A 20,554-nucleotide genomic window follows, 5' to 3' on the forward strand; every position below is an offset into this window, starting at 1 on the left:
AAGAAAACGTGATTAATCAGGGAGTGGCTAATGATGAATGGACCGAAGAAAATCCGAGATCGTGGCATTACAATTGGGCGGCTACCTATCGGTGAGAAGAACTGTATTACGGATGTAGCGGGTGTAAAGGTAGGACATATCACGCTTGATAAGCCGTTGGCGGGTGAAGAATACGCTGCAACAGGTGTGACGGCTATTTTGCCACACGGCGATAACTTGTTTCAAAATAAAGTAGTCGGCGCGACCTATGTGTTAAATGGTTTTGGTAAAACAACGGGGCTTGTTCAAGTAGATGAATTGGGACTCATTGAATCACCGATCATGTTGACGAATACATTTGGCGTTCCTGCGGTAACACAAGGAACGCTTCAATATATGTTAGAAGAAACACCGGAAATCGGCGATTCGACCGGAACCATCAATATCGTTGTAGGTGAATGCAATGATAGTCGATTAAATTCGATTCGTGCGCTACCGGTTCAACCGAGTGATGCGACTGCTGCGATTAAAGAAGCGTCGACTGGTGCTTCATTGGAAGGGGCAATTGGTGCTGGAAAAGGAATGATTTGCTTCGGTTATAAAGGCGGAATCGGTACTTCATCCAGAGTCGTTCAAGATGATGCATCAGGAAAGTCTTACACAATGGGCTGTCTCGTTCTTAGTAATTTCGGCGTGAAAGATGAATTTCAAATTGATAAATATAAACTAGATGACAAACAAGAAGTTCCGGCTTATCCCAAATCAGCGGATGGTTCTATCATGATTGTTTTGGCTACAGATGCCCCGGTAGATAGCAGGCAGTTGCGAAGGATAGGGAAAAGAAGTGGAATCGGGCTTGGCAGGACGGGTAGCCATTTCAGCAATGGAAGCGGGGACATTGTCATTGCTTTTTCGACAGCCCATAAAATAAAGCATATTTCCTCGGAAATTGTCGAAAGTAGATGTCAATTAAGGGATGATCATGCCATTATGAATGATCTTTTCCTTGCGGCCGCTGAAGTTACCGAAGAAGCGATACTGAATTCTTTGTCGCAAGCAGTAACTACAACGGGACGTATGGGGAATATTGTTCATGCCTATCCGTTTGATTAATATAGAAGCAGTGTCCTGAAAAAAGGGCGCTGTTTTTTTTATTCGAATAAATAAGGTTTCCGTAAATGGATTTTCGGGAAAAGAGAATTGAGGTGTTAGTTATGGGAAAAGTAGTCTATCTCGTGCGTCACTGTGAGGCTGAAGGGCAAGCGCCGCATGCAAAATTGACGCCAGAAGGAAAGAGGCAAGCAGAGGAACTGGCATTGTTTTTTGGAAAAGTCAAGATAGAACGAATCATATCAAGTCCTTTCGTCCGTGCAAGGAGCACGGCATTGCCGATTGCTGAATCGAAAGGATTGTCTATTGAACAAAATAGTGATTTGGCTGAGCGTGTGCTTAGTTCGCAGGATGAAGAAAATTGGCTCGAAAAATTAAGAGACAGTTTTTTGGATGTCCATTTAAAATATAAGGGTGGCGAGTCTTCGATAGAAGCAATGACGCGTGCCTATAAAGTATTAAAGGAAATAAGTGGCGATAGACCTACAGTCATTGTGACGCATGGCAATCTGATGACACTATTGTTGAGGTGTTTTGACAAGCGTTTCGGATTCGAGGAGTGGAAAGCGCTCACGAACCCGGATGTTTTTCGTATTTCTGAAACAGGTGGACATGTTTCGGTTAAGCGTGTTTGGGAGGGCTAATTTTTTAGCGCTCCCATTTTTATGCTAACTATTCTAATGTCCCGAGTTGTTTTCCGACGTGTGTGTGTTGTAATCGTGCAGCAAGAAGTAGCCCCAATGCTGCTCCGCTAAAACTGGAAATCAGAAACGGTGGGACAAAGAAAAAGGGGGTGACCGTCGTGCCCATCAGTATTTTAGCGTAGGGAACTGCAAACAATGGCGCGATGAAACCTGTTCCGATCACTTCGCCAAGCGCAGCAAACGCAGTCTTTCCAAATCGTTTGTACATCACACCCGCCAAGTAAGCGCCAAGCATGCCGCCTGGAAATGCAAGAAGTGAACCAGTTCCGGTTAATAAGCGAACAAGCCCCGTTACAAAGGCAATCGTAAGTGCTGGAATTGGTCCGAGCATAATCGCTGCCACTACATTGACTGCATGTTGAATTGGGTATGCGCGTGCGATACCTGCGGGGAATGAAACAAATGCAGATCCAGCGACAGCGATTGCGACAAACATCGTCATAATCGCAAGTTTTCGTGTATTCATTTTTCAATATCCTCCTTCGAATAAAGTCCGTTCAGAAAATGGGCAACAAAATCACCTGGTCCATCGGCCAGTTCTGCGGCTTTTTCACCAGCACGTTTATAAAAATTCAATGCGGTAGCGACGGCTTCTAGCTGATTTTCATGGCCAACTGCTAAAAAAGCACCGACGATACTACTTAATAAGCATCCAACGCCAGTGACACGCGTCATAAGCGGATGCCCGCCTGTTATTTTGATGATTTCATGGCCATCTGTCACGATATCGACTCTTCCGGAGACGGCTACGAGGCAATTGTGTGCACGCGCCATCTCTTTCGCAATTTCTTCGATATCGGCATCGCCTTCACCCGCATCGACCCCCTTAACCTGCCAATCAACCCCCGCAATCGTTGCGAGTTCACCGGCATTACATCGAATCAGGGTGACATCTACCTCTTTCAATATTCGCTGGACGCTTCCTTTGCGGAAAGAAGTAGCGCCAGCGCCAACCGGATCGAGAACAACAGGTGATCCATTTTTTACAGCGCTATTTCCAGCCAGAATGATGGCTTCCACAGTATCTCGTTTTAATGTTCCGATATTTAAAATGGTCGCTGACGACACCGCTGCGATATCGGCGGCTTCTTCGATTGCATCCGCCATGACTGGCGATGCGCCGAGTGCAAGTAAGCCGTTTGCTTGGAAATTTGCGACGACGATATTTGTGATGCAGTGAATAAGCGGTTGCTCTGTTCGTAGTTTTTTTAAGAGATTCTCGGTTTGATTCATTGATAAATTCCCGCCTTCAGTCATTTTTTTGAATTGAAAAAGCCGCTTCCTGAAAGTGGGGAAGCGGCTGCGGTTTTGAATTAGCATCATAAAAATACGCAGTCCCACTTCCCTCCGCTGGTATGAACCAGATCAGGTCATAAGAGTCCGCATATCCATATGCATCTCAGTCCTTGTAAAGGACACCCCTAGTGGCAAAATCATTCAGTTTGTTTTCCTCATCACTATAACATAGATTGATTAAAAGTAAAAAAGGGTTTATGAATTTAGAAGTCGAATACCAAAAGGATATGTTTCATATTGAATAGGGGAGATTTGTTGAAGGGGTACATGCCTGAATTTATCATAGCGTTACTTATTTATATCATACTCGAATTAGTTAATTCGCAAGTGTATAACAATGTCATGTCATTGAGTGTGGTATTCTCTTTCTTAGTATTTTTTGTTATTCTTTCTAAACATCGTAAAACGAATAAAAAACCGATTTCAGTTAAGCGAAAGATTACGGGACATACTATACTTTTTTCAATAGTTTTGGTGTGCATTTATTTTTCATTACCAGCGTTAACTTTTAATCAAGCAAAAGAAATAGTACTTAACAATTATGATATTACGATTAAAGAATCGTATAACGTTCCACTGGAAAGTGAATGGAATCCATTTGCAGCCAAGTGGGCTTATTGGTTTGAAGGCTATAATTCAAAGCAAGAAAAAATTTCATTAATGGTTAGTCCGGATACCGGTAAAGTATTTTTAATGGATTGATAAGTAGTTGTCATGCACGTCAACGCGATGTCCATTTCGAATTTCCATTCAAGTATGTTATACTTACATCAAAGCTGAATAGTTTGATAACCACTAGGGGTGCCTTTTTATAGGCTGAGACGTGCGCATTTGCACGGACCCTTGAACCTGATTCGGATTATGCCGACGTAGGAAAGTGGGCATCCACGCCTTTTATTTTGATGGTTGCTGCTTCCTGACGTTTCAGGTGTGGCTTTTAACATAATGAAGGGCGTGTTTCTATATGGTGAACGTAGCAATGACAATAGCAGGTTCAGATAGTGGTGGAGGCGCTGGAATTCAAGCGGACCTCAAGACATTTCAAGAACTTGGCGTGTTTGGAACATCTGCAATAACAGCGGTTACAGCGCAAAATACGCACGGCGTGACGGCCATTCAAGCAATGGAACCAACGATTATTTCCGAGCAAATAAAAGTAATTACAGAAGATTTTAATGTGAAAGCGATCAAAACGGGCATGTTGTTTTCGGCTGAGATTATTCATGCAGTTGCAGATTCGATACGGGGTAGCGGAATACCGCTCGTTGTCGATCCGGTCATGATTGCTAAAGGGGGGGCCTCCTTACTGCACGATGAAGCGGTCGAGGCACTGAAGTCTGTTCTCTTGCCGTTAGCGACTGTCGTCACACCGAATATCCCGGAAGCTGAAGTATTGACGGGCTTAACCATCAAAACGGCTACAGACATAGAAGAGGCGGCCAAGCATATACTAGCCTTAGGCACGAAGGCTGTCGTGATCAAGGGCGGCCATCGACAGGATGTAGCCTATGCTGAAGATGTGTTTATGTCAAAAGCAGGCACAAGGTTTTCGGTTCGCTCATCTTGGATAAACACGAAAGACACACATGGAACGGGATGTACCTACGCAGCCGCGTTGTCGGCGTTTCTAGCGAATGGGGAAAAACTAGAAGATGCGGTCGTTTCCGCAAAGCATTTTATCCATGCGGCGGTTGAAGATGGTCTAATAATCGGTGGTGGTCATGGACCGACAAACCATTGGGCGTATGGCCGTCGCATGAAAAACGAAAAACTTATAGAAGGGATTGCGATCATTGGACAAAAGTAAACTACAATTATACTTTATAATGGGGACACCAAACATAGGTGGAAAAGATCCACTTGCAGTACTCGAAGCGGCGCTAAAAGGAGGCATCACAGCTTTCCAACTCCGAGAAAAAGGAGAAGGGGCACTTGTTGATGTTGAATTGAAAGAACTAGCAGAACAATGTAAGGCACTATGTGAGGAATATAAAGTGCCCTTCATTGTCAATGACAACGTAGATTTAGCACTCGAAATAGATGCGGACGGCGTTCATATCGGGCAAGAAGACGGCGTTGTATCAGAAGTGCGTTCGAAAATTGGTAAAGACAAACTTCTCGGCGTTTCAACGCACTCATTGAATGAAGCATTGACCGCATCAGACGCGGGAGCTGATTATGTCGGCGTTGGCCCGTTATTTGACACGGACTCGAAAGAAAATGCCGGACCTGTAGTGGGAACGGCACTTATTAAAGAAATCGTTACGCATCTGCCGGGCTTGTGTATCGTGGGAATTGGCGGAATCACTGAGGGGAAAGCGAGCCAGGTGATCCATGCCGGGGCATCAGGTGTCGCAATCATTTCGGCGATTACAAATGGTGAAAATATAGAAGAAGCGACGCGTAATATTAAAGGTCGCATTACGCTGGCATTGACCGGCGTTGAAATGTAGGTAAAGACGTATAGCTCACTTTAAAATACGCCACACTTCCTAATAAGAGGGAGTGTGGCTTTTTGTATGGATGATAATCTTCTGTTCGAAGTAGAAACCGTAACACATAGACATGATTTAATCTCCTTCACATGGAAGGATGTCGGTGGACTTTATCAAGTTTATCGAGACGAGGAACTCCTCTATGAAGGGACTGTCGCGGAATTTTACGATGGTAATTTTAAACATGCGAAAATGTATAATTATTCGATTGAACGACTTGTCGGTGATGAAGTCGTAGATGTCATCGCGCTGCAAACTTCGGCATTTGCCGAACAACGTAATCCTGAAAATCCACTTCAGTTTCTTGTGATGACAACAATTGTCGCAAAGTCGCAAATTGCTTTGTCATGGGAAGAGATTAAAGATGTCGACACCTATGAAATATATCGTAATGGCATTTATATGCAGACGGTGAAAGGAAATCGTTATATTGACCGCGATTTCTCTTTAGATGAACCCTATACATATCGAATTCATTCGAAGCGGCCATTGGGGAAGTCTGAAGAGCGAATGAGTCGCAGTAAGTCAATCCTATCGAATGTATTTAAGAGATCAAGTCAAGCTTCAGCCAATGCAGAACCGGCGATGGAACGTTATACAGTTTCGAAATTAATTGCAAAGCCAAGGCTATTGTTGGTCCCTGTTTTAAAAAGAAATCATCGAAAAAACGTAGATTATTGGAAGTTTCGCTACGCGACATTTTTATCTGAAGAATTTGTTGTCAATCCGAATCCACTGTCGAGAAATCATATTTTCAAAGGCGACGGCAGAGATTTTCAACCAGACAGTGAAAGGTATCGCACCTGTGTTCATGTGAATCTCGACTATCCCAATCACCGCTCAATGACGTTCACGAAAGATATTGGTCGTACTATCGCCTATGACCGTTCCGGAAGAGTCCGTGATGAAGGCGTCGCCTCGAGCGATGGGATTGTGTTAGAAAAAAGCGAACATCAACCAGGTGAAGTCGGTTTTCTATTGACGCATGCTGTGGGCAATCCGCTCGTTGCAGCCCCTACCGTCGATTATGAAGTGCGAACTGTCTTCAGGCGAGATGGCACGTTTGATATGACGGGTTATCATGATCAAGCCCCTCATCACGAAATCTATATCGTCCGCGGAGAAGGCGGTGAGTGGCGAACTATCCATTTAAGCAGAAGTAAGGGACTTGCGTGGATGTCGGGAGTTATCGCGTGGCAATATTGGCGATTTTCAAATTTTGAGTGAAACAAGCTCATTGACAATGTGAATCTGGTTTGATAACATTACCTTGAATTCGAGATAGTTTATATCTTAATGAAATGGGAAAAGATTTATAAGGAGGAATGAAATTGAAGCATATTTTTAAACAAGGTAGCGATTCGTCGAAACCAGTACTATTGTTATTGCATGGTACAGGTGGAACGGAGCACGATTTATTGCCGCTTGCGGAGATGATTGATCCGGAAGCTTCGGTTTTGAGCGTTCGAGGAAATGTGTCCGAAAACGGCATGCCACGATTTTTCCGTCGTCTAGCTGAGGGTGTATTTGATGAGGAAGATTTGATATTCCGTACGAAAGAACTGCATGAATTTCTAGATAAAGCTGCAGAAGAGCACGACTTTGACCGCTCGAATATCGTGGCTTTCGGTTATTCAAACGGTGCCAATATCGCAGCGAGTCTATTGTTCCACTATGAGGATTCGTTAAAAGGTGCGAGTTTGCATCACCCGATGGTTCCATTACGCGGGGTTGAGATGCCGAATCTATCCGAAGTACCGGTATTTATCGCCGCAGGGAAAAATGATCCGATTTGTCCCCCTGAAGAATCCGAGGAATTGGATGAGCTTTTAAGAGGCGCAGGCGCAAATACAAAGATACACTGGGAGATGAACGGGCACACGTTAACCGGATCTGAAGTCGCTGTCGCGGCGGAATGGTACCGAAGCCAGTTCTAAATCAAATTCCATTAGTGGGTGAATAAAAATGGGTTACTTATATAGACTATTCGGGAATACGAGCACAAAGGAGATGGATAATTTGCCGAAAATAAATACAGCAATCGTTTATTACAGCGCAGGTGGTACAAACTATCAACTTGCACAGTGGGCAGAAGAAGCAGCAAATGAAGCGGGTTCAGAGGTAAGAGTGATGAGAGCACCTGAGACAGCGCCACAAGCGGCAATCGATTCAAATCCAGGTTGGAAAGCGCATGTTGAAGCAACGAAAGACGTTCCGGAAGTAACACCTGCCGATCTTGAGTGGGCAGACGCAATCATTTTTAGCGTTCCGACACGTTTCGGAAATATGCCAGGGCAAATGAAAAACTTCTTGGATACGACGGGCGGACTTTGGGCACAGGGCAAGCTTGCAAATAAAGCAGTGAGCGCAATGTCATCTGCACAAAATCCACACGGTGGACAAGAAGCAACAATTCTTTCTTTATATACGACAATGTACCACTGGGGCGCGATTGTAGCAGCACCTGGATACACAGATTCAGTTGCGTTTGCAGCCGGCGGAAATCCGTACGGAACGAGTGTAACTGTTGGCCAGGACGGTAAAATGGCGGATGATGAAGCAGCGATTAAAGCGGCGGTTCAACACCAGGCCAAACGCACAGTGAAAGTCGCGGAAGCGTTAAAACATTTAGAAGCATAATTGTAGAATATCGACTCTAATGGGAGTCGATTTTTTTATTGGCTATGTTGTTATACAAAGTAGTGGACATTTTAAAGTGTGTTAGCTAATATGTAATACAAGATAGTGGTGTGGAGGTGGAACTGGATGGCTTCATCGAGTCAGATGTTGAAAGGGGTTTTAGAAGGCTGCCTTCTTGCGGTCATCAGCAAAGGGGAAACATACGGATACGAAATGATTGAGCGATTGGGGACGTTCGGATTAACGATGGTCAGTGAGGGAAGTATCTATCCGGTTCTGCTCCGGATGCAAAAAGACGGATTCGTATCGACCGCGATGCGTCCGTCACCCAATGGTCCAAAAAGGAAGTATTATTCACTTACTGCGGACGGAAGAACTGAACTCGAAAGTTTTAAAGCGCGTTGGAAAGAACTTTCGACAGGCGTTGACTTGTTAATGGAAAGGGAGGGGGAGCATCATGAGGCTATCAAAGAGAAGTGATGAGTTTGTTAAAAACGTTCGGCTGTATTTGTTCACGTCGGGGAAAAATGAACAGGAAATTGTGGAGGTTACAGGGGAGCTGGAAGATCATCTAGCGGAACTTGAAAGTCGCGGGAAGAGTGTTGAAAGTATAACGGCTGGGTCGCCGGCGGAGTACATGGAGTCTTTGGAGAAAGAGATGACGAATGATTATGGATCTTGGTTAAAGTACGTGCCGATTATTGGGCTACTTATTGTGGCGTATTCGGTGATGGGCAATGCGATAAATGGGGATTTTGAATTAAATATCATCCAGCTCATTGGTGTGCCTGCTGTGGGAATGGTTTCGCTAATTATCTACTGGGCGTTGTTTAGAAATATGGCGAAAAAAGAGTGGATGGGTAAGAAAAGCTTTTTTGCGTCATTTTTCGCAGCGACATTTGTTATGCTTTTGTTTATAGCAGTCGCGCTTACAAGCCGGTTTTTTGTCGAACCGTTGTATGTGGCGTCTCCGATGATGAACATTGTCATAGCAATTATTTGCGCGTTAGTTTTTATTGTCGGGGCAATTTGGTTAAAACAGTGGGTTGCGATTGTGGTTCCTGTTTTACTATTCGGACCTCAGATCGCCTTTAATTTTACGTCGTTTAATGAAGAATGGAAAATCATCGTGAGTTGGATGATTTCGATGGTGCTTATTACGATGGTATTCGTAGTGCATTTATTGGTTCTGAAAAAGCAGGAGTTGAAACTTACGCGTCGGGAATAAATCATGTGGTTTTCGCATTACGAGAAGGATATCGTCGAGTTAAAGGGAAATTATCCAATAAAAAAGGAAAAGCCCGAAAGCTTTTCCTTTTACATTAACTTATTTACCTTCTTTGCCTTCTTTTTCTTCCAAAGTATTTTCAACTTTGTACTTCTCTTTCAATTCACCCATTAAGACTGCGTATTCCGTTTGCATTTTTTCTTCGAAAATAGCGTCTTTAATTTTTTCTTTTGAATCTTCAAGAGCTGCTTCTTTTGCTTCTTTTTTATCCGTTAGGTGGATAATGTGGAAACCGTGACTTGTTTCTACAGGACCACTAATTTCATCGACTTTCATTGCGAATGCAACTTCTTCGAACTCCGGAACCATTTGACCTTTTCCGAAAAACCCTAGTTCGCCGCCTTTAGTTGCGTTCGATGGATCTTTTGAATACTCTTCGGCAAGTTTCGCAAAGTCTCCGCCGTCTTTAAGCTTTTGTTCGACTTCTTTTGCTGTTTTTTCATCTTCAACAAGAATATGGCTAGCCTCTACTTGTTCTGCTTGACCCAATTGTGCTTTGTGTTCTTCGAAATAAGCTTCGATTTCTTCATCTGTAATTTCAATGCGTGGTTCCACTAATTTACGAAGCGATAGGTATTCAACAATATTATCTTTGAATTCTTTTTCGCTCATTCCACTTTGTTCTAAAGCAGCTTTAAATGCCTCTTCGCCGCCAGTTTGTTCGACGAATGTTGCAAGCTCATCGTCGACTTCTTTGTCGGACACTTTAATTTTTTTATCTTTTACTTCAAGATCGATTAGTTTGCCGTCGATTAATACTGCAAGGGCTTCTTGACCACCCGTTTTTACCATTGCATCGTATAACTCATCTTTTGTAATCTTTTGACCGTCAACTGTAGCTACTTTTTCACCATCATTTGAACAACCTGCGATAACGAATGCGATTGCTAGTAAACCAGTGAGTAGCAGTGATTTCATGAACTTCTTGCGCATTATTTCTCCCCCATAAGTGTTAGATTTACTTCCATTGTACATGCGAAATATGAACAAACTATTAACAAATGGAATTTGGTGATGAAAACTTCCAGATGCATAATTAGTAGTATACCCTATTTCGGCAATGTAATTGTAAATATTGTTCCTTTTCCTTTGTCACTTGCAACGTCAATTGTTCCATTATGCATCATTACGAGTTGTTTGACAATGGATAACCCGAGACCAAACTCTCCATAAGGGTTCGTCGTTCGCGACAAAATCGCTTTATAGAAGCGACTCCATATCTTTTCGATATCAGCAGGATCGATGCCGATGCCTGTATCTGAAATTTCGATAATAATATATTCATTTTGCTCAAAACCGCGTAAAGATATAATGCCATCTTCTGTAAACTGAATGCTGTTTTTGGTGATGTTAATCAAAATCTGCGTCAAACGGTCATAATCCGCATGCAAAATCACCTCGGGTTCTGCGGAAATAATGATTTCATTTCTCTGTTCTGCAGCCATATCGTACAGTTGGTCTTTTATGATTTCAAATAACTCGACGAGTTGGATATCTTGTTTATGCAACTCTATTTGGTTTGAACGGATTTTTTCATAATCCAAGTTTTCATTGACGAGACGAATGAGGCGTCGGGTTTCATTGCTCGCAAGTGCAAGTCCTTTCGCTTTTTCCGTTTCGGAAATCATGTCATTGCTCATTCCTTCGATAATTCCCCGAATTGTGGTGAGTGGCGTTCTTAATTCATGGGAAACGTCTGCCATAAATTGGCGTCGTCGATTTTCCAGTGTTTCAATCTCTTCCATAGAGTCATTCAGTTTCTCCACCATGCTATTGAAGTCGCCGGCCAGTTCGCTAATCTCATCGAAGTTGGAGGATGGAATGCGGACGGAATAATCCCCGCCAGAAACGAGCGATGTCGCTTCTTGAAGTCGTTTAATGCGACGTACGTGAAAGGTGGATAGAATCCAGCTCAATAATAATGAAAATACGAGTGCAATGGCGGTTGTATAAAGTAAAAAGGTATTCATTTGCGAGACGACCTGACGCGATCCTTTAATGGGGGAGGTGAGCAGAATCCCGCCGATGAATCGATCATTGTGAAAGTAGGGCAGTAAGACAAATGTGACAGCTTCACCGAAGCGGTTGAAGTCTTGTTTGACGGTGATGACATTACCATTTTTTATATTTTGCCATTCCTCGTCTCGCAATTCGATGAGCGGTGTTTTTTGTCCGGTTGAATAGGTAATGACGGAGTTTTCGTTAAAAAGGCTGTATTGAATATCACGTCCGTCGAGAATATGTCCGTAAGATTTTAAAATACTGCTTGAGTTAAGTTGGTTTCTTTCTGTGTCTGCCAAAATGTTTTTCCCGTAGGTTACAAGTTCCTCGGTTTTCGAATCGTAGACGAATTTTTCGACGTACTGGGAAAACACTAAACTTAAAATCAGGAAAGCGATGATAATCACGCTTAAATGACTTGCGATTTGCTGGTATAAGTATTTAATCTTCAAGTGGAATCACCAAAGGTTTCATCGAAACGATACCCGACGCCCCATACTGTATAGAAAAACGGCTGCGTGTCGGTCGCGATTTTTGTACGTAAACGCTTTATGTGGACATCGACTGTTCGATCATCTCCGTAAAAATCGAAACCCCATACACGCTCCAAGAGTTGTTCGCGTGAAAATACTTGTTTCGGATGTTGCACGAAATGGAGTAACAAATCGAATTCTTTTGGCGTCAGGTTTTGGACAGGTTGCCCGTCAAGCAGTACTTCGCGCGTGTTTTGATTGATAATAAAGTGTGCGGTTTTAATGGTTCCCGATTGTTCGGTTTCAGCTGAGTGTGTTGAATATCTTCTTGTGACGGCTTTTATTCTTGCCATTAATGTGAGCGGGCTGAATGGTTTGGTGACATAATCGTCTGCGCCCATTTCGAGGCCCAGGACTTGGTCGGATTCGCTGTCTTTTGCGGTTAACATGATGATAGGGCCAGAATAGTTTTCGTCGCGCAATTCCCGGCAGATCATGATACCATCCATTCCGGGTAGCATCCAGTCAATAATGAGGCAATCCCAACTACCCGCGCGTGCTCGTTTCAAGCCCTCAAGGCCGTCTTTAACGAATTCGCCTTCTATTCCTTCTTTCGAGAAAAACAATTCAATCATCGAAGCGACACTTTCATTGTCCTCAATTACTAAAATCTTCAATTAACCACGCCTCCTTCCCAAGTTGTCATTATTCTAAAATTAAAGCGAAAACGATAAATAAGCAACTAGAAACCCCTTATCCTGGAAGTGAAGACGGTGTTTCGGGTACTTGATTTAAGTGCAAGCAAACGTCTACCAAGTGCAAGCAACTTCAAATTTTATCTCCTGGAACAGAAATCAACACAAAAACCAAGTACTTGAACAATTATTCATTCAAGTACTTGGTCAGTTTTAGCTTATTACTTACTATTGCTCGTTAAAGTAAGGTCTATTGTAATTTTGTCAGCCCCGCGGTAAACGGTGAACGAAGCTTTGTCGCCGACATTTAGTTCTGAATAAAGGTACTTGCGTAATTCAGTGGAGTTCTTCACGGCAGTGCCGTTGATTTCAGTAATGATATCTTGTTCTTTAATACCGGCTTTACCCGCCGCTGATTCAGGGTCGACGCTGACAATCATTGCGCCACCTTCAACAGATTCTGGAAGACGTTGCACGTATTCTGCTCGAACTTCGTTGAGATTCGCTAGACCGACACCGATATATGGTCGCTCAACACTGCCGTTTTTAACGATTTCATCGACAAGCGGGCCGACTTCATTACTTGGGATGGCAAAGCCTAGTCCTTCAACACCGCCTTGTGCGATTTTCAGACTGTTAATGCCGATGAGCTCACCAGCCGCGTTCAATAAAGCGCCGCCGGAGTTTCCGGGGTTAATGGCTGCGTCAGTTTGGATTACGTTTAATTCCCAAGCGCCAGCGGCTGTTTCCACGTTTATCGTCCGGTCCACGGCACTAACAATTCCTTGTGTAACCGTTCGTGAAAACTCAAGACCGAGCGGGTTGCCGATTGCGACAACTGGATCTCCAGCCCTAAGCACATCGGAGTCGCCAAATTCAAGGACGCTTTTCGCATATTTCGCATCGATTTTCAACACCGCTAAATCGCTGAGTGCATCTTGCCCGATAAGTTCAGCGGTCGTCGTATCACCGCTCTCAAGGGACACCTCAATTTTCTGTGCGTCTGCAATGACATGATTATTTGTAATGATATAAGCTTCGTTTCCGTCAACCTTATAAATAACACCGGATCCTGTTCCGCTTTCCACGTCTTCTACATTTTGCGCAAAACGATTTCCGCTACTCTGGTATTTCACGACACCAACAATCGCGCTCGAAGCTTGTTCAACCATATCTGAAAGTGAAAGGGGAGCGTTTTTTGCCGATGTTTGTTCGATGTTATAGGAAGGAGTGGTGTCCGACTTTACTTCAGTAGCACTTTGTGAAGTTGCTGGTAGTAAGTTCGTATTCAAAACAACGCCAAGTGTTAGCGCGGCTCCAATGACGCCGGCTCCTACTGTGGATAAAAACCGTTTCCAAGGACTATTTTTATGCTCAGTTTCCATACTGGTTCCTCCTCGTATTTTCTTGTTATATATAGATTACATGGAAAATATGAACAAATTATTAAGGAGATATGAACAAAGTGTAAATCCTTTAATTAAGAAGAAATTTTGATAAGTGGAAAGACGCACGCTTTTTGTAGAATAAAAAAGTTTAATATTTTGGGCATATTACTAGGTATACGCCCATAGGATAGTAGTGCGTGGAAAAATCACAGCAAATCAACATGTTGACGGGGAACCTCAACAGGGCAGGGAGCGTTGTCTGATGAATCAGATAATTTATAATTGTAGTGAGTGGTTTTAAATGGCCTTTACATTGAACTTTGATTCTTATAATAGAATTGAAGTGTCTATAGTCGGCTAGGTAAATGGATGATTCTCCTCGTATTTCCTGGGGAATATTATCGAAATAGAACGATATTTGTCGGAAAAACACACTTAAACGAGACTAGTTATTTATTTAGTTGAAATATTATATTTAGTCTGACATAATGAGTGTGCAACCTCTTAGAATTTCAGAAATTTGGTAAGCAAGTAGATTCATAGGGAATCTATTCGCAACAAGTGTTTAAGAAAATTAACGAAATTGGAGGAATGGAAAATGGTACAAGCAGTAGAGAATCAGGTTTACGCATTTCCAAACACGGACGGAGCAAAAGTAAATTATAAGAAAAGATACGAGAATTATATTGGTGGCAAATGGACACCGCCAGTAAGCGGCAAGTATTTTGATAATCCAACGCCGGTTACGGGGAAAGTTTTTACAGAAGTGGCACGTTCTACTTCAGAAGATATCGAACTTGCACTCGATGCAGCGCATGATGCAAAAGATGCATGGGGAAAAACATCTGTAACGGAACGCTCGAATATTTTACTCAAAATCGCAGATCGCTTGGAGCAAAATCTAGAAATGTTGGCTGTCGCAGAGTCGTGGGAAAACGGAAAAGCGGTTCGCGAAACTTTGAATGCGGACATTCCACTCGCAATTGACCACTTCCGTTATTTTGCAGGGGCGATTCGCGCACAAGAAGGCGGCGTAAGCCAAATTGATGACGATACAGTCGCGTATCACTTCCATGAGCCGATTGGCGTCGTCGGTCAAATTATTCCTTGGAACTTCCCGATCTTAATGGCGGTTTGGAAACTCGCACCAGCGCTAGCTGCTGGAAACTGCGTCATCTTAAAGCCGGCTGAACAAACGCCAGCATCGATTATGGTTCTTGTCGAATTAATCGAAGATCTGCTTCCAGCAGGTGTCCTAAACGTGGTGAACGGTTTCGGATTAGAAGCAGGGAAACCGCTCGCATCGAATCCGCGCATCGGAAAAATTGCTTTTACAGGCGAAACAACAACAGGTCGTCTCATTATGCAATATGCATCTCAAAATACAATTCCTGTGTCACTTGAGTTGGGCGGAAAATCGCCAAATATCTTCTTTGAGGATATTGCTGACGAAGACGATGCGTTTTTCGATAAAGCTGTTGAAGGATTTGTCATGTTCGCACTCAATCAAGGGGAAGTGTGCACATGTCCATCGCGGGCTTTAATCCACGAATCCATCTACGATAAATTCATGGAACGTGCGCTTGCACGAGTAGAAGCAATTAAAGTAGGAAACCCGCTTGATCCCACAGTAATGATGGGCGCGCAAGCTTCCACAGAACAACTGGAAAAAATCTTGTCCTATCTAGACATCGGTAAGCAAGAAGGTGCGGAATGCTTAGCGGGCGGGGAACGTAATAAGCTTGAAGGTGATTTGGCGGAAGGCTATTACGTCCAACCGACAGTCTTTAAGGGCGACAATAAAATGCGGATCTTCCAAGAAGAGATTTTTGGACCTGTCGTTTCTGTTACGACATTTAAAACGAAAGAAGAAGCACTCGAAATCGCGAATGACACATTATACGGTTTAGGCGCTGCAATTTGGACGCGCGATGTCAATACGGCATACCGTTTCGGTCGCGGCATTCAAGCAGGACGTGTTTGGACGAATTGCTACCATGTCTACCCTGCACATGCAGCTTTCGGCGGCTACAAAGCATCAGGCATCGGACGCGAAAACCATCTCGCTATGTTGTCGGGCTACCAGCAAACGAAAAACATGCTCGTTAGTTACAATGAAAACAAACAAGGATTCTTTTGAGCGAGCCGACCAATGACAAAACGTGTGATTGCGACCGACGCGACACTGGAACTCATTGAGTTTTTGAAAGCGAAACACGGCCCGCTTATGTTTCATCAGTCGGGCGGTTGTTGCGACGGATCGTCACCAATGTGCTATCCAGACGGCGAACTAATTATCGGGGAGCAAGACGTCCTTCTCGGACACATTGGGGACGCACCGTTTTATATGCATAAAAACCAGTTTGACTATTGGAAACATACGCAACTCATTATTGATGTGGTTGAAGGTCGTGGGGGCATGTTTTCACTCGAAGGGGTAGAGGGAAAACGTTTCTTAGTAAGATCACGCGCCTTTACCGCGGAAGAAAATGAAGCATTACAAGTGTGAATGAAAAAAGCCTTTTGGAGAAATCCAGAAGGCTTTTTTTTACGTCCAGCTCCAAGCGCCAGATACTCAAGTCATAAGCCAGCCCGTCTTATGCTTGTCGCATCTAAACGGGCGCCTTGCGCTTTTTGTTTCATAAAAATCGATTTCGCACATCTGGGGATGGTAATGAACAAGACAGTTCTCTTTTGCCAAACCATTTATAGCGATTTTTCGCGATGTAGTTATAAACGCCGTCACGAATCGGCCGGGGAATGAGTATCAATATGAATAACAAATGCCATAAACCATCCAGTTTTTTTGCTATGCGGAGTGCAGCGTTCGATTTTGTGTAGGCTTTATTGTTTTCGATTAAAACTAGGCTATCGACATCTTCGGGTATGCCGTATTTCTTCGTGAAATTTGCACCTGTTTCACTTTGCAGTGATGCAAAATGAAAATGAGCATATGGATCTCGTTTGATAATAAATTGCACGTTGGCATCACAGAAATTACATTCGCCGTCAAATAAGATAACTCTCTGCATTAAAATCCCTCCTTATCGCATAGTATAACCTTACACCACGAAAGTATAACGAATAAAGCGTAGTAGTTTACTAATGACGGAAAATTTAGTATACTATAGGTAGATGAATATGCTGTTTTAAGCGATTTCCTTTTCCCATCACATTTAGCCATGGTTATTATTGTATTGGAGGGTTGATTGTTTATGAGTCTTTTACCAGTTGATCCAGAAGAAATGGCGCGTAGACAGGACGAAGATTATATTGCTTCGTTAAAAATGGTCGGTGAAGGCGCACCTATTTTTGATCCCCGTGCAGAGGAAGTAAAGGAATCTGTCGTCCGGGATCAAGAACTCCCAGAGACTTACCAATAAATAAGTTTGCTAACATACATGCCATTAAAGGGTTTTCCTAACTAAAGGAAGACTCTTTTTTTAATTCAGATAATAGTGGATTTCATATGTCACGCTGTGATATAGTCAAATGACAATACGGTCACGGCGTGACATAGTATTTAAGGATGGAAGTGGTGCGCATGAAGATTGAAAAGGTATTAAAAACATACCTGCCAATGACGGAAACGGCTTTTTATATATTATTGTCACTTAAAGTTCCGCGCCACGGCTACGGAATCATTAAGCACGTCGAAGAATTGACGGGTGGCCGACTAGTTCTAGGTTCGGGAACAATTTACGGAACGCTGACAAAAATGCAACGAGACGGTATTATTTCCGTATATTCGGATGAATTACGAAAGAAAGTATATGAAGTGACTGATATCGGGAAAATACTAATGCAACATGAAATTGCTCGATTAAAAGAGTTGCATAAAAATGCGGTTACACATGAGGGGGAATTCGAATGACGCTGAAAAAGTGGCGGCCGTTTTGGAGCTATGATATTGAAAAAACTGAACAATGGTTGGCTGAAATGGCTGCGAATGGCAATCAGTTAACTGATATCAATTTGGCAACGCGCATGTTTTCATTCGAAAAAGGGGACTGTGAAAATGTTGAATTTCATGTTGTTTTTGATAAATCACGTAGTGAATTGACGCATAGATTAGAAGAGTCGGGCTGGAAAAGTTTCTATACAAAAGGGAATTGGCAGTTCTTGAAAAACGATGCAGAATCGATTTCCGTGTATCCTGTGCGCGAACATATCGTTAAAAGGAATCGACTTCACGCCAATGTGCTACAGGGCATTTCAGTTTGGTATGGATTTCAATTAATGATTCCGCTTACCTTGTTACTAGTTTTTCTGATAACTAGGGAAGCTATGGAATTTGTGCCAAGTCCGCTCTGGATCCTTACAATTTTGTACTTTATACAAGTGGTGGGTGTTATTTGGCTAGCGATTCATGCTACCCGAAAATTGCGCGCTTTCGAGCATAAGTTTTTTGCTTCAGGAGTAGATGTGGAAAAAACGGTAGGAGAGACGTTTAGTAAGTGGAGAGTCAATTGGCAAAGTGCGCCGGACTTATTAGAAAGCTGGTTAGCGGAAATGGCTGCCGAAGGAAATCATCTTGTGCGCATCCAGGGGGCGCGCTTCACTTTTCAAAAAGGCGAGCCCAAGCAGGTGTCTTACGTATACGATTTTCAATTTAAAACCGCACTGCATTATTTTGATATTCATAAAAGTGAGGGGTGGCAGTTGGTATTTTCCTCTCCGTATTCCTTCGTAAAGTCTTCGCTGTGGATGAAAGAGTATGTTGTGGGGGAAGTGAAACCAGCGTTAACGTATGATCCCGTAGAAGAGAAATCATATGTTCGAAAAGTATTGATGCTGAGTGTAGGAGCATTTGTTTTATCATTATTGTTCACGGTGTACATGTATTGGATCTATACAAATGCTTGGAATTTATTCAATAAGATTATAATGGTCGCATTGGTAATGTCGCTCGCGATTCCCATTACGGGAATGATTCGTTCATTTAAATATGCGTTTCGCATGAAAGAAGTTTGAAAGATTGTGTAGACATTTTATTCCAATGGATTGATAATAAAATAAAAGAGGGGGTATTTTATGAATCCATTACTATCAATTTGGTCTCAGCCTAAAAACACCGTGCAATACATGATAGATAATAAACGGATCAGTTATTTAGTATTTCTAGCAATCTTAGCATCTCTTGCCACAGGAATTTTAGCGTTTGCAGACAGTGGTTTGTTCGAAGGTTTTTCATTACCCGTTATTCTAGTGATTGTTACGATACTATCCATCATTATCAGCATCGCCAGTTGGGGATTTGGATCACTTGTTTATACATGGATTGGAAAGTGGTTGGGTGGTACCGGGACGATAAAGAATATGAGTTATGCTGTTGCTGCTGGGTTAATTCCGACGATTTGGACGATGCCAATCGGGTTTATCGCTGTTATTCTTTATGGAAAAAGTCTGTTTTCGCAACCAGTTGGTGATTTTGCCATAACGAATATGTCGACCGGATTCTATTTAATCCAGAATCTATTAATATTTGGTGTTTCAATTTATGGTCTTGTCGTTTTGTCAAAAGGAATCGGGCTCGTGCATAATTTTTCAGCGTGGCGCGGTTTTGGTGCTGTGATGATCTTCCTCGGGATATCTATATTGATCGCAATTGTGGTACTACTTCCGTTATTATTTATCCTATTTTTATAAACTTTTAAACGTGCACTTTGAGTATCGTGCACGTTTTTTTATTCCCACAAGAGCAATCCCCATTTCACATTCTTTTCTATAGCCTATGGTCGCTCGCCCGTCTGTCCTCCATTTATAAACATTTACTAGAAGGAGGAGGTGATCGTATGATGCATCATGGAAATTGTCATGGCAATCAGGTGCAACCGATTGTATGTCCACCGGAATATAGATTTAACGATGAATATATGCCGCGGGAAATTCCTGTTATTCACCCAATTGTCAATGTAAATAGACATCATTATGTCGATGTACCAAAACATTATTATCAAGAAACGACGGAAGATGTAATGGGAATGTCAATCGGCCCAGGTGGCCCGGGTAATGGCTATGGCCCAGGTGGTGGTGTTGGACCGGAGTTCGGAGGTGGCTATGGTCGAAATTGCCGCAGAAGAGGTCGTTCACGCTGGTTCTAATACCGAATTATGGTAGACTAAAGCTATAAAACTTACTGAGGGTGAACAAGTTGAGAGCTTTAGCGTACGTGGTTCCGATTATGATTATCGTTGCTTGGGGTAGCTGGTTCATGTTAAATCGGAGCCACACCGAAGTGCCCGAAACATCACGCGTCCTCATCACGATTGGCGCTGTTGTTGTGAGCGGGATTATTTCATACTTTCTTTTTCCGAAAGATGAATTTAAAAAGAAATAATAAAAACCGACGGCCAACTGAACTGAACCCCGAAAAGCGGACACTTTAAAAAAGACCCCTTTCGGGGTTTTTTCTATGGAAAAAACCCGCTATACTAGACTTAACTTGAAGGAGCGGGAAAATACTATGAGTAAAATCCATTTCA

Annotated in this window: 25 protein-coding genes and 2 riboswitches; of the genes, 18 read left to right on the top strand and 7 right to left on the bottom strand. The window is 42.8% G+C overall.

The genetic code is table 11. From position 1 onward, the window contains the following. The first annotated feature begins 30 nt into the window (after positions 1 to 30). Both J4G36_RS17615 and J4G36_RS17620 read left to right on the top strand, forming a co-directional pair. The gene (locus tag J4G36_RS17615) at positions 31 to 1,092 is read left to right on the top strand and encodes a DmpA family aminopeptidase (protein ID WP_483315913.1); all 1,062 of its coding nucleotides are present in this window, start codon (positions 31 to 33) and stop codon (positions 1,090 to 1,092) included. Positions 1,093 to 1,193: 101 nt separating this feature from the next. Then, the gene (locus J4G36_RS17620; protein ID WP_210471727.1) at positions 1,194 to 1,733 is read left to right on the top strand and encodes a histidine phosphatase family protein; all 540 of its coding nucleotides are present in this window, start codon (positions 1,194 to 1,196) and stop codon (positions 1,731 to 1,733) included. A 28-nt stretch (positions 1,734 to 1,761) separates the two neighbouring features. On the opposite strand, the gene thiW is transcribed toward J4G36_RS17620, so the two are convergent. Further along, positions 1,762 to 2,259, bottom strand: coding sequence for an energy coupling factor transporter S component ThiW (gene thiW / locus J4G36_RS17625; protein WP_210471728.1), 498 nt, complete (start codon positions 2,257 to 2,259; stop codon positions 1,762 to 1,764). After that, the gene (gene thiM, locus J4G36_RS17630) at positions 2,256 to 3,050 is read right to left on the bottom strand and encodes a hydroxyethylthiazole kinase (protein WP_246880707.1); all 795 of its coding nucleotides are present in this window, start codon (positions 3,048 to 3,050) and stop codon (positions 2,256 to 2,258) included. Before thiM ends, thiW begins: the two co-directional genes overlap by 4 nt. 68 nt (positions 3,051 to 3,118) lie before the next feature. Further along, a riboswitch (TPP riboswitch) is annotated at positions 3,119 to 3,226 on the bottom strand. A 130-nt stretch (positions 3,227 to 3,356) separates the two neighbouring features. On the opposite strand from thiM, the gene J4G36_RS17635 reads away from it, so the two are divergent. The 8 genes from J4G36_RS17635 (at position 3,357) to J4G36_RS17670 (ending at position 9,452) form a co-directional block, all read left to right on the top strand. Next, on the top strand, positions 3,357 to 3,791 hold the full coding sequence (locus tag J4G36_RS17635) for a hypothetical protein (protein ID WP_210471729.1): 435 nt from the start codon (positions 3,357 to 3,359) through the stop codon (positions 3,789 to 3,791). A gap of 85 nt (positions 3,792 to 3,876) precedes the next feature. After that, a riboswitch (TPP riboswitch) is annotated at positions 3,877 to 3,982 on the top strand. 71 nt (positions 3,983 to 4,053) lie between these two features. Then, positions 4,054 to 4,896 (top strand): bifunctional hydroxymethylpyrimidine kinase/phosphomethylpyrimidine kinase, encoded by an 843-nt coding sequence (thiD, locus tag J4G36_RS17640; RefSeq protein ID WP_210471730.1) that lies wholly within the window; start codon positions 4,054 to 4,056, stop codon positions 4,894 to 4,896. After that, the gene (gene thiE / locus J4G36_RS17645) at positions 4,883 to 5,542 is read left to right on the top strand and encodes a thiamine phosphate synthase (protein WP_210471731.1); all 660 of its coding nucleotides are present in this window, start codon (positions 4,883 to 4,885) and stop codon (positions 5,540 to 5,542) included. Before thiD ends, thiE begins: the two co-directional genes overlap by 14 nt. Positions 5,543 to 5,608: 66 nt before the next feature. Further along, on the top strand, positions 5,609 to 6,811 hold the full coding sequence (locus J4G36_RS17650; protein WP_210471732.1) for a DUF3238 domain-containing protein: 1,203 nt from the start codon (positions 5,609 to 5,611) through the stop codon (positions 6,809 to 6,811). A gap of 104 nt (positions 6,812 to 6,915) precedes the next feature. Beyond that, complete coding sequence (locus J4G36_RS17655; RefSeq protein ID WP_210471733.1) at positions 6,916 to 7,521, top strand: alpha/beta hydrolase; 606 nt, start codon at positions 6,916 to 6,918, stop codon at positions 7,519 to 7,521. A 28-nt stretch (positions 7,522 to 7,549) separates the two neighbouring features. Further along, positions 7,550 to 8,224 carry an NAD(P)H:quinone oxidoreductase gene (gene wrbA, locus J4G36_RS17660; protein WP_210471734.1) on the top strand — a complete coding sequence of 225 codons (675 nt, stop codon included), beginning with the start codon at positions 7,550 to 7,552 and terminating at the stop codon, positions 8,222 to 8,224. Between the two features lie 126 nt (positions 8,225 to 8,350). After that, on the top strand, positions 8,351 to 8,704 hold the full coding sequence (locus J4G36_RS17665) for a PadR family transcriptional regulator (protein WP_210471735.1): 354 nt from the start codon (positions 8,351 to 8,353) through the stop codon (positions 8,702 to 8,704). Continuing rightward, positions 8,682 to 9,452 (top strand): HAAS domain-containing protein, encoded by a 771-nt coding sequence (locus tag J4G36_RS17670; protein ID WP_210471736.1) that lies wholly within the window; start codon positions 8,682 to 8,684, stop codon positions 9,450 to 9,452. Before J4G36_RS17665 ends, J4G36_RS17670 begins: the two co-directional genes overlap by 23 nt. 99 nt (positions 9,453 to 9,551) lie before the next feature. Here the strand turns inward: J4G36_RS17670 and J4G36_RS17675 are convergent, their stop codons facing one another. The 4 genes from J4G36_RS17675 to J4G36_RS17690 all read right to left on the bottom strand — a co-directional run bounded on the left by J4G36_RS17675 (position 9,552) and on the right by J4G36_RS17690 (position 14,066). Next, a complete protein-coding gene (locus J4G36_RS17675) occupies positions 9,552 to 10,445 on the bottom strand; it encodes a peptidylprolyl isomerase (RefSeq protein ID WP_246880708.1) in 894 nt (297 codons plus the stop codon). 116 nt (positions 10,446 to 10,561) lie between these two features. Beyond that, positions 10,562 to 11,965, bottom strand: a complete 1,404-nt coding sequence (locus tag J4G36_RS17680) for a sensor histidine kinase (RefSeq protein ID WP_210471737.1) — start codon at positions 11,963 to 11,965, stop codon at positions 10,562 to 10,564. Beyond that, complete coding sequence (locus J4G36_RS17685) at positions 11,962 to 12,663, bottom strand: response regulator transcription factor (protein ID WP_210471738.1); 702 nt, start codon at positions 12,661 to 12,663, stop codon at positions 11,962 to 11,964. The genes J4G36_RS17680 and J4G36_RS17685 overlap by 4 nt, the downstream gene beginning before the upstream one ends. A gap of 239 nt (positions 12,664 to 12,902) precedes the next feature. After that, positions 12,903 to 14,066 (bottom strand): S1C family serine protease, encoded by a 1,164-nt coding sequence (locus J4G36_RS17690; protein ID WP_210471739.1) that lies wholly within the window; start codon positions 14,064 to 14,066, stop codon positions 12,903 to 12,905. Between the two features lie 601 nt (positions 14,067 to 14,667). On the opposite strand from J4G36_RS17690, the gene adh reads away from it, so the two are divergent. After that, positions 14,668 to 16,209, top strand: a complete 1,542-nt coding sequence (gene adh, locus J4G36_RS17695) for an aldehyde dehydrogenase (RefSeq protein ID WP_210471740.1) — start codon at positions 14,668 to 14,670, stop codon at positions 16,207 to 16,209. A 12-nt stretch (positions 16,210 to 16,221) separates the two neighbouring features. Next, on the top strand, positions 16,222 to 16,578 hold the full coding sequence (locus J4G36_RS17700; protein WP_210471741.1) for a DUF779 domain-containing protein: 357 nt from the start codon (positions 16,222 to 16,224) through the stop codon (positions 16,576 to 16,578). Between the two features lie 130 nt (positions 16,579 to 16,708). Here J4G36_RS17700 and J4G36_RS17705 read toward each other — a convergent pair whose 3' ends face one another. Further along, positions 16,709 to 17,101, bottom strand: coding sequence for a thiol-disulfide oxidoreductase DCC family protein (locus tag J4G36_RS17705; protein ID WP_210471742.1), 393 nt, complete (start codon positions 17,099 to 17,101; stop codon positions 16,709 to 16,711). 183 nt (positions 17,102 to 17,284) lie between these two features. Between J4G36_RS17705 and J4G36_RS17710 the strand changes: the two genes are divergently transcribed. The 6 genes from J4G36_RS17710 to J4G36_RS17735 all read left to right on the top strand — a co-directional run bounded on the left by J4G36_RS17710 (position 17,285) and on the right by J4G36_RS17735 (position 20,409). Next, positions 17,285 to 17,452 carry a hypothetical protein gene (locus J4G36_RS17710; RefSeq protein WP_210471743.1) on the top strand — a complete coding sequence of 56 codons (168 nt, stop codon included), beginning with the start codon at positions 17,285 to 17,287 and terminating at the stop codon, positions 17,450 to 17,452. A gap of 161 nt (positions 17,453 to 17,613) precedes the next feature. Further along, a complete protein-coding gene (locus tag J4G36_RS17715) occupies positions 17,614 to 17,943 on the top strand; it encodes a PadR family transcriptional regulator (protein WP_210471744.1) in 330 nt (109 codons plus the stop codon). After that, the gene (locus J4G36_RS17720) at positions 17,940 to 19,043 is read left to right on the top strand and encodes a DUF2812 domain-containing protein (protein ID WP_210471745.1); all 1,104 of its coding nucleotides are present in this window, start codon (positions 17,940 to 17,942) and stop codon (positions 19,041 to 19,043) included. Before J4G36_RS17715 ends, J4G36_RS17720 begins: the two co-directional genes overlap by 4 nt. A 60-nt stretch (positions 19,044 to 19,103) precedes the next feature. Continuing rightward, entirely contained in the window at positions 19,104 to 19,718 is a 615-nt protein-coding gene (locus J4G36_RS17725) for a YIP1 family protein (protein WP_210471746.1), read from the top strand. Between the two features lie 146 nt (positions 19,719 to 19,864). Beyond that, on the top strand, positions 19,865 to 20,173 hold the full coding sequence (locus tag J4G36_RS17730) for a spore coat protein D (RefSeq protein WP_210471747.1): 309 nt from the start codon (positions 19,865 to 19,867) through the stop codon (positions 20,171 to 20,173). Positions 20,174 to 20,214: 41 nt separating this feature from the next. Next, positions 20,215 to 20,409: a histidine kinase gene (locus J4G36_RS17735; RefSeq protein WP_368668805.1), complete on the top strand. Its 195-nt coding sequence runs from the start codon at positions 20,215 to 20,217 to the stop codon at positions 20,407 to 20,409. Positions 20,410 to 20,554 lie beyond the last annotated feature (145 nt).

Source organism: Sporosarcina sp. 6E9, from assembly GCF_017921835.1.
Lineage (GTDB): Bacteria > Bacillota > Bacilli > Bacillales_A > Planococcaceae > Sporosarcina.

Excerpts from the sequence above, each read along its gene's own strand:
- J4G36_RS17615 (WP_483315913.1), top strand. The coding sequence starts at position 31 with ATGATGAATGGACCGAAGAAAATCCGAGATCGTGGCATTACAATTGGG.
- J4G36_RS17705 (WP_210471742.1), bottom strand. The coding sequence starts at position 17,101 with ATGCAGAGAGTTATCTTATTTGACGGCGAATGTAATTTCTGTGATGCC.
- adh (WP_210471740.1), top strand. The coding sequence starts at position 14,668 with ATGGTACAAGCAGTAGAGAATCAGGTTTACGCATTTCCAAACACGGAC.
- J4G36_RS17730 (WP_210471747.1), top strand. The coding sequence starts at position 19,865 with ATGATGCATCATGGAAATTGTCATGGCAATCAGGTGCAACCGATTGTA.
- thiW (WP_210471728.1), bottom strand. The coding sequence starts at position 2,259 with ATGAATACACGAAAACTTGCGATTATGACGATGTTTGTCGCAATCGCT.
- J4G36_RS17635 (WP_210471729.1), top strand. The coding sequence starts at position 3,357 with ATGCCTGAATTTATCATAGCGTTACTTATTTATATCATACTCGAATTA.
- J4G36_RS17725 (WP_210471746.1), top strand. The coding sequence starts at position 19,104 with ATGAATCCATTACTATCAATTTGGTCTCAGCCTAAAAACACCGTGCAA.
- J4G36_RS17715 (WP_210471744.1), top strand. The coding sequence starts at position 17,614 with ATGAAGATTGAAAAGGTATTAAAAACATACCTGCCAATGACGGAAACG.
- J4G36_RS17650 (WP_210471732.1), top strand. The coding sequence starts at position 5,609 with ATGGATGATAATCTTCTGTTCGAAGTAGAAACCGTAACACATAGACAT.
- J4G36_RS17620 (WP_210471727.1), top strand. The coding sequence starts at position 1,194 with ATGGGAAAAGTAGTCTATCTCGTGCGTCACTGTGAGGCTGAAGGGCAA.
- J4G36_RS17670 (WP_210471736.1), top strand. The coding sequence starts at position 8,682 with ATGAGGCTATCAAAGAGAAGTGATGAGTTTGTTAAAAACGTTCGGCTG.
- thiM (WP_246880707.1), bottom strand. The coding sequence starts at position 3,050 with ATGACTGAAGGCGGGAATTTATCAATGAATCAAACCGAGAATCTCTTA.
- J4G36_RS17710 (WP_210471743.1), top strand. The coding sequence starts at position 17,285 with ATGAGTCTTTTACCAGTTGATCCAGAAGAAATGGCGCGTAGACAGGAC.
- J4G36_RS17690 (WP_210471739.1), bottom strand. The coding sequence starts at position 14,066 with ATGGAAACTGAGCATAAAAATAGTCCTTGGAAACGGTTTTTATCCACA.
- J4G36_RS17675 (WP_246880708.1), bottom strand. The coding sequence starts at position 10,445 with ATGCGCAAGAAGTTCATGAAATCACTGCTACTCACTGGTTTACTAGCA.
- J4G36_RS17720 (WP_210471745.1), top strand. The coding sequence starts at position 17,940 with ATGACGCTGAAAAAGTGGCGGCCGTTTTGGAGCTATGATATTGAAAAA.
- J4G36_RS17665 (WP_210471735.1), top strand. The coding sequence starts at position 8,351 with ATGGCTTCATCGAGTCAGATGTTGAAAGGGGTTTTAGAAGGCTGCCTT.
- thiD (WP_210471730.1), top strand. The coding sequence starts at position 4,054 with ATGGTGAACGTAGCAATGACAATAGCAGGTTCAGATAGTGGTGGAGGC.
- J4G36_RS17700 (WP_210471741.1), top strand. The coding sequence starts at position 16,222 with ATGACAAAACGTGTGATTGCGACCGACGCGACACTGGAACTCATTGAG.
- wrbA (WP_210471734.1), top strand. The coding sequence starts at position 7,550 with ATGGGTTACTTATATAGACTATTCGGGAATACGAGCACAAAGGAGATG.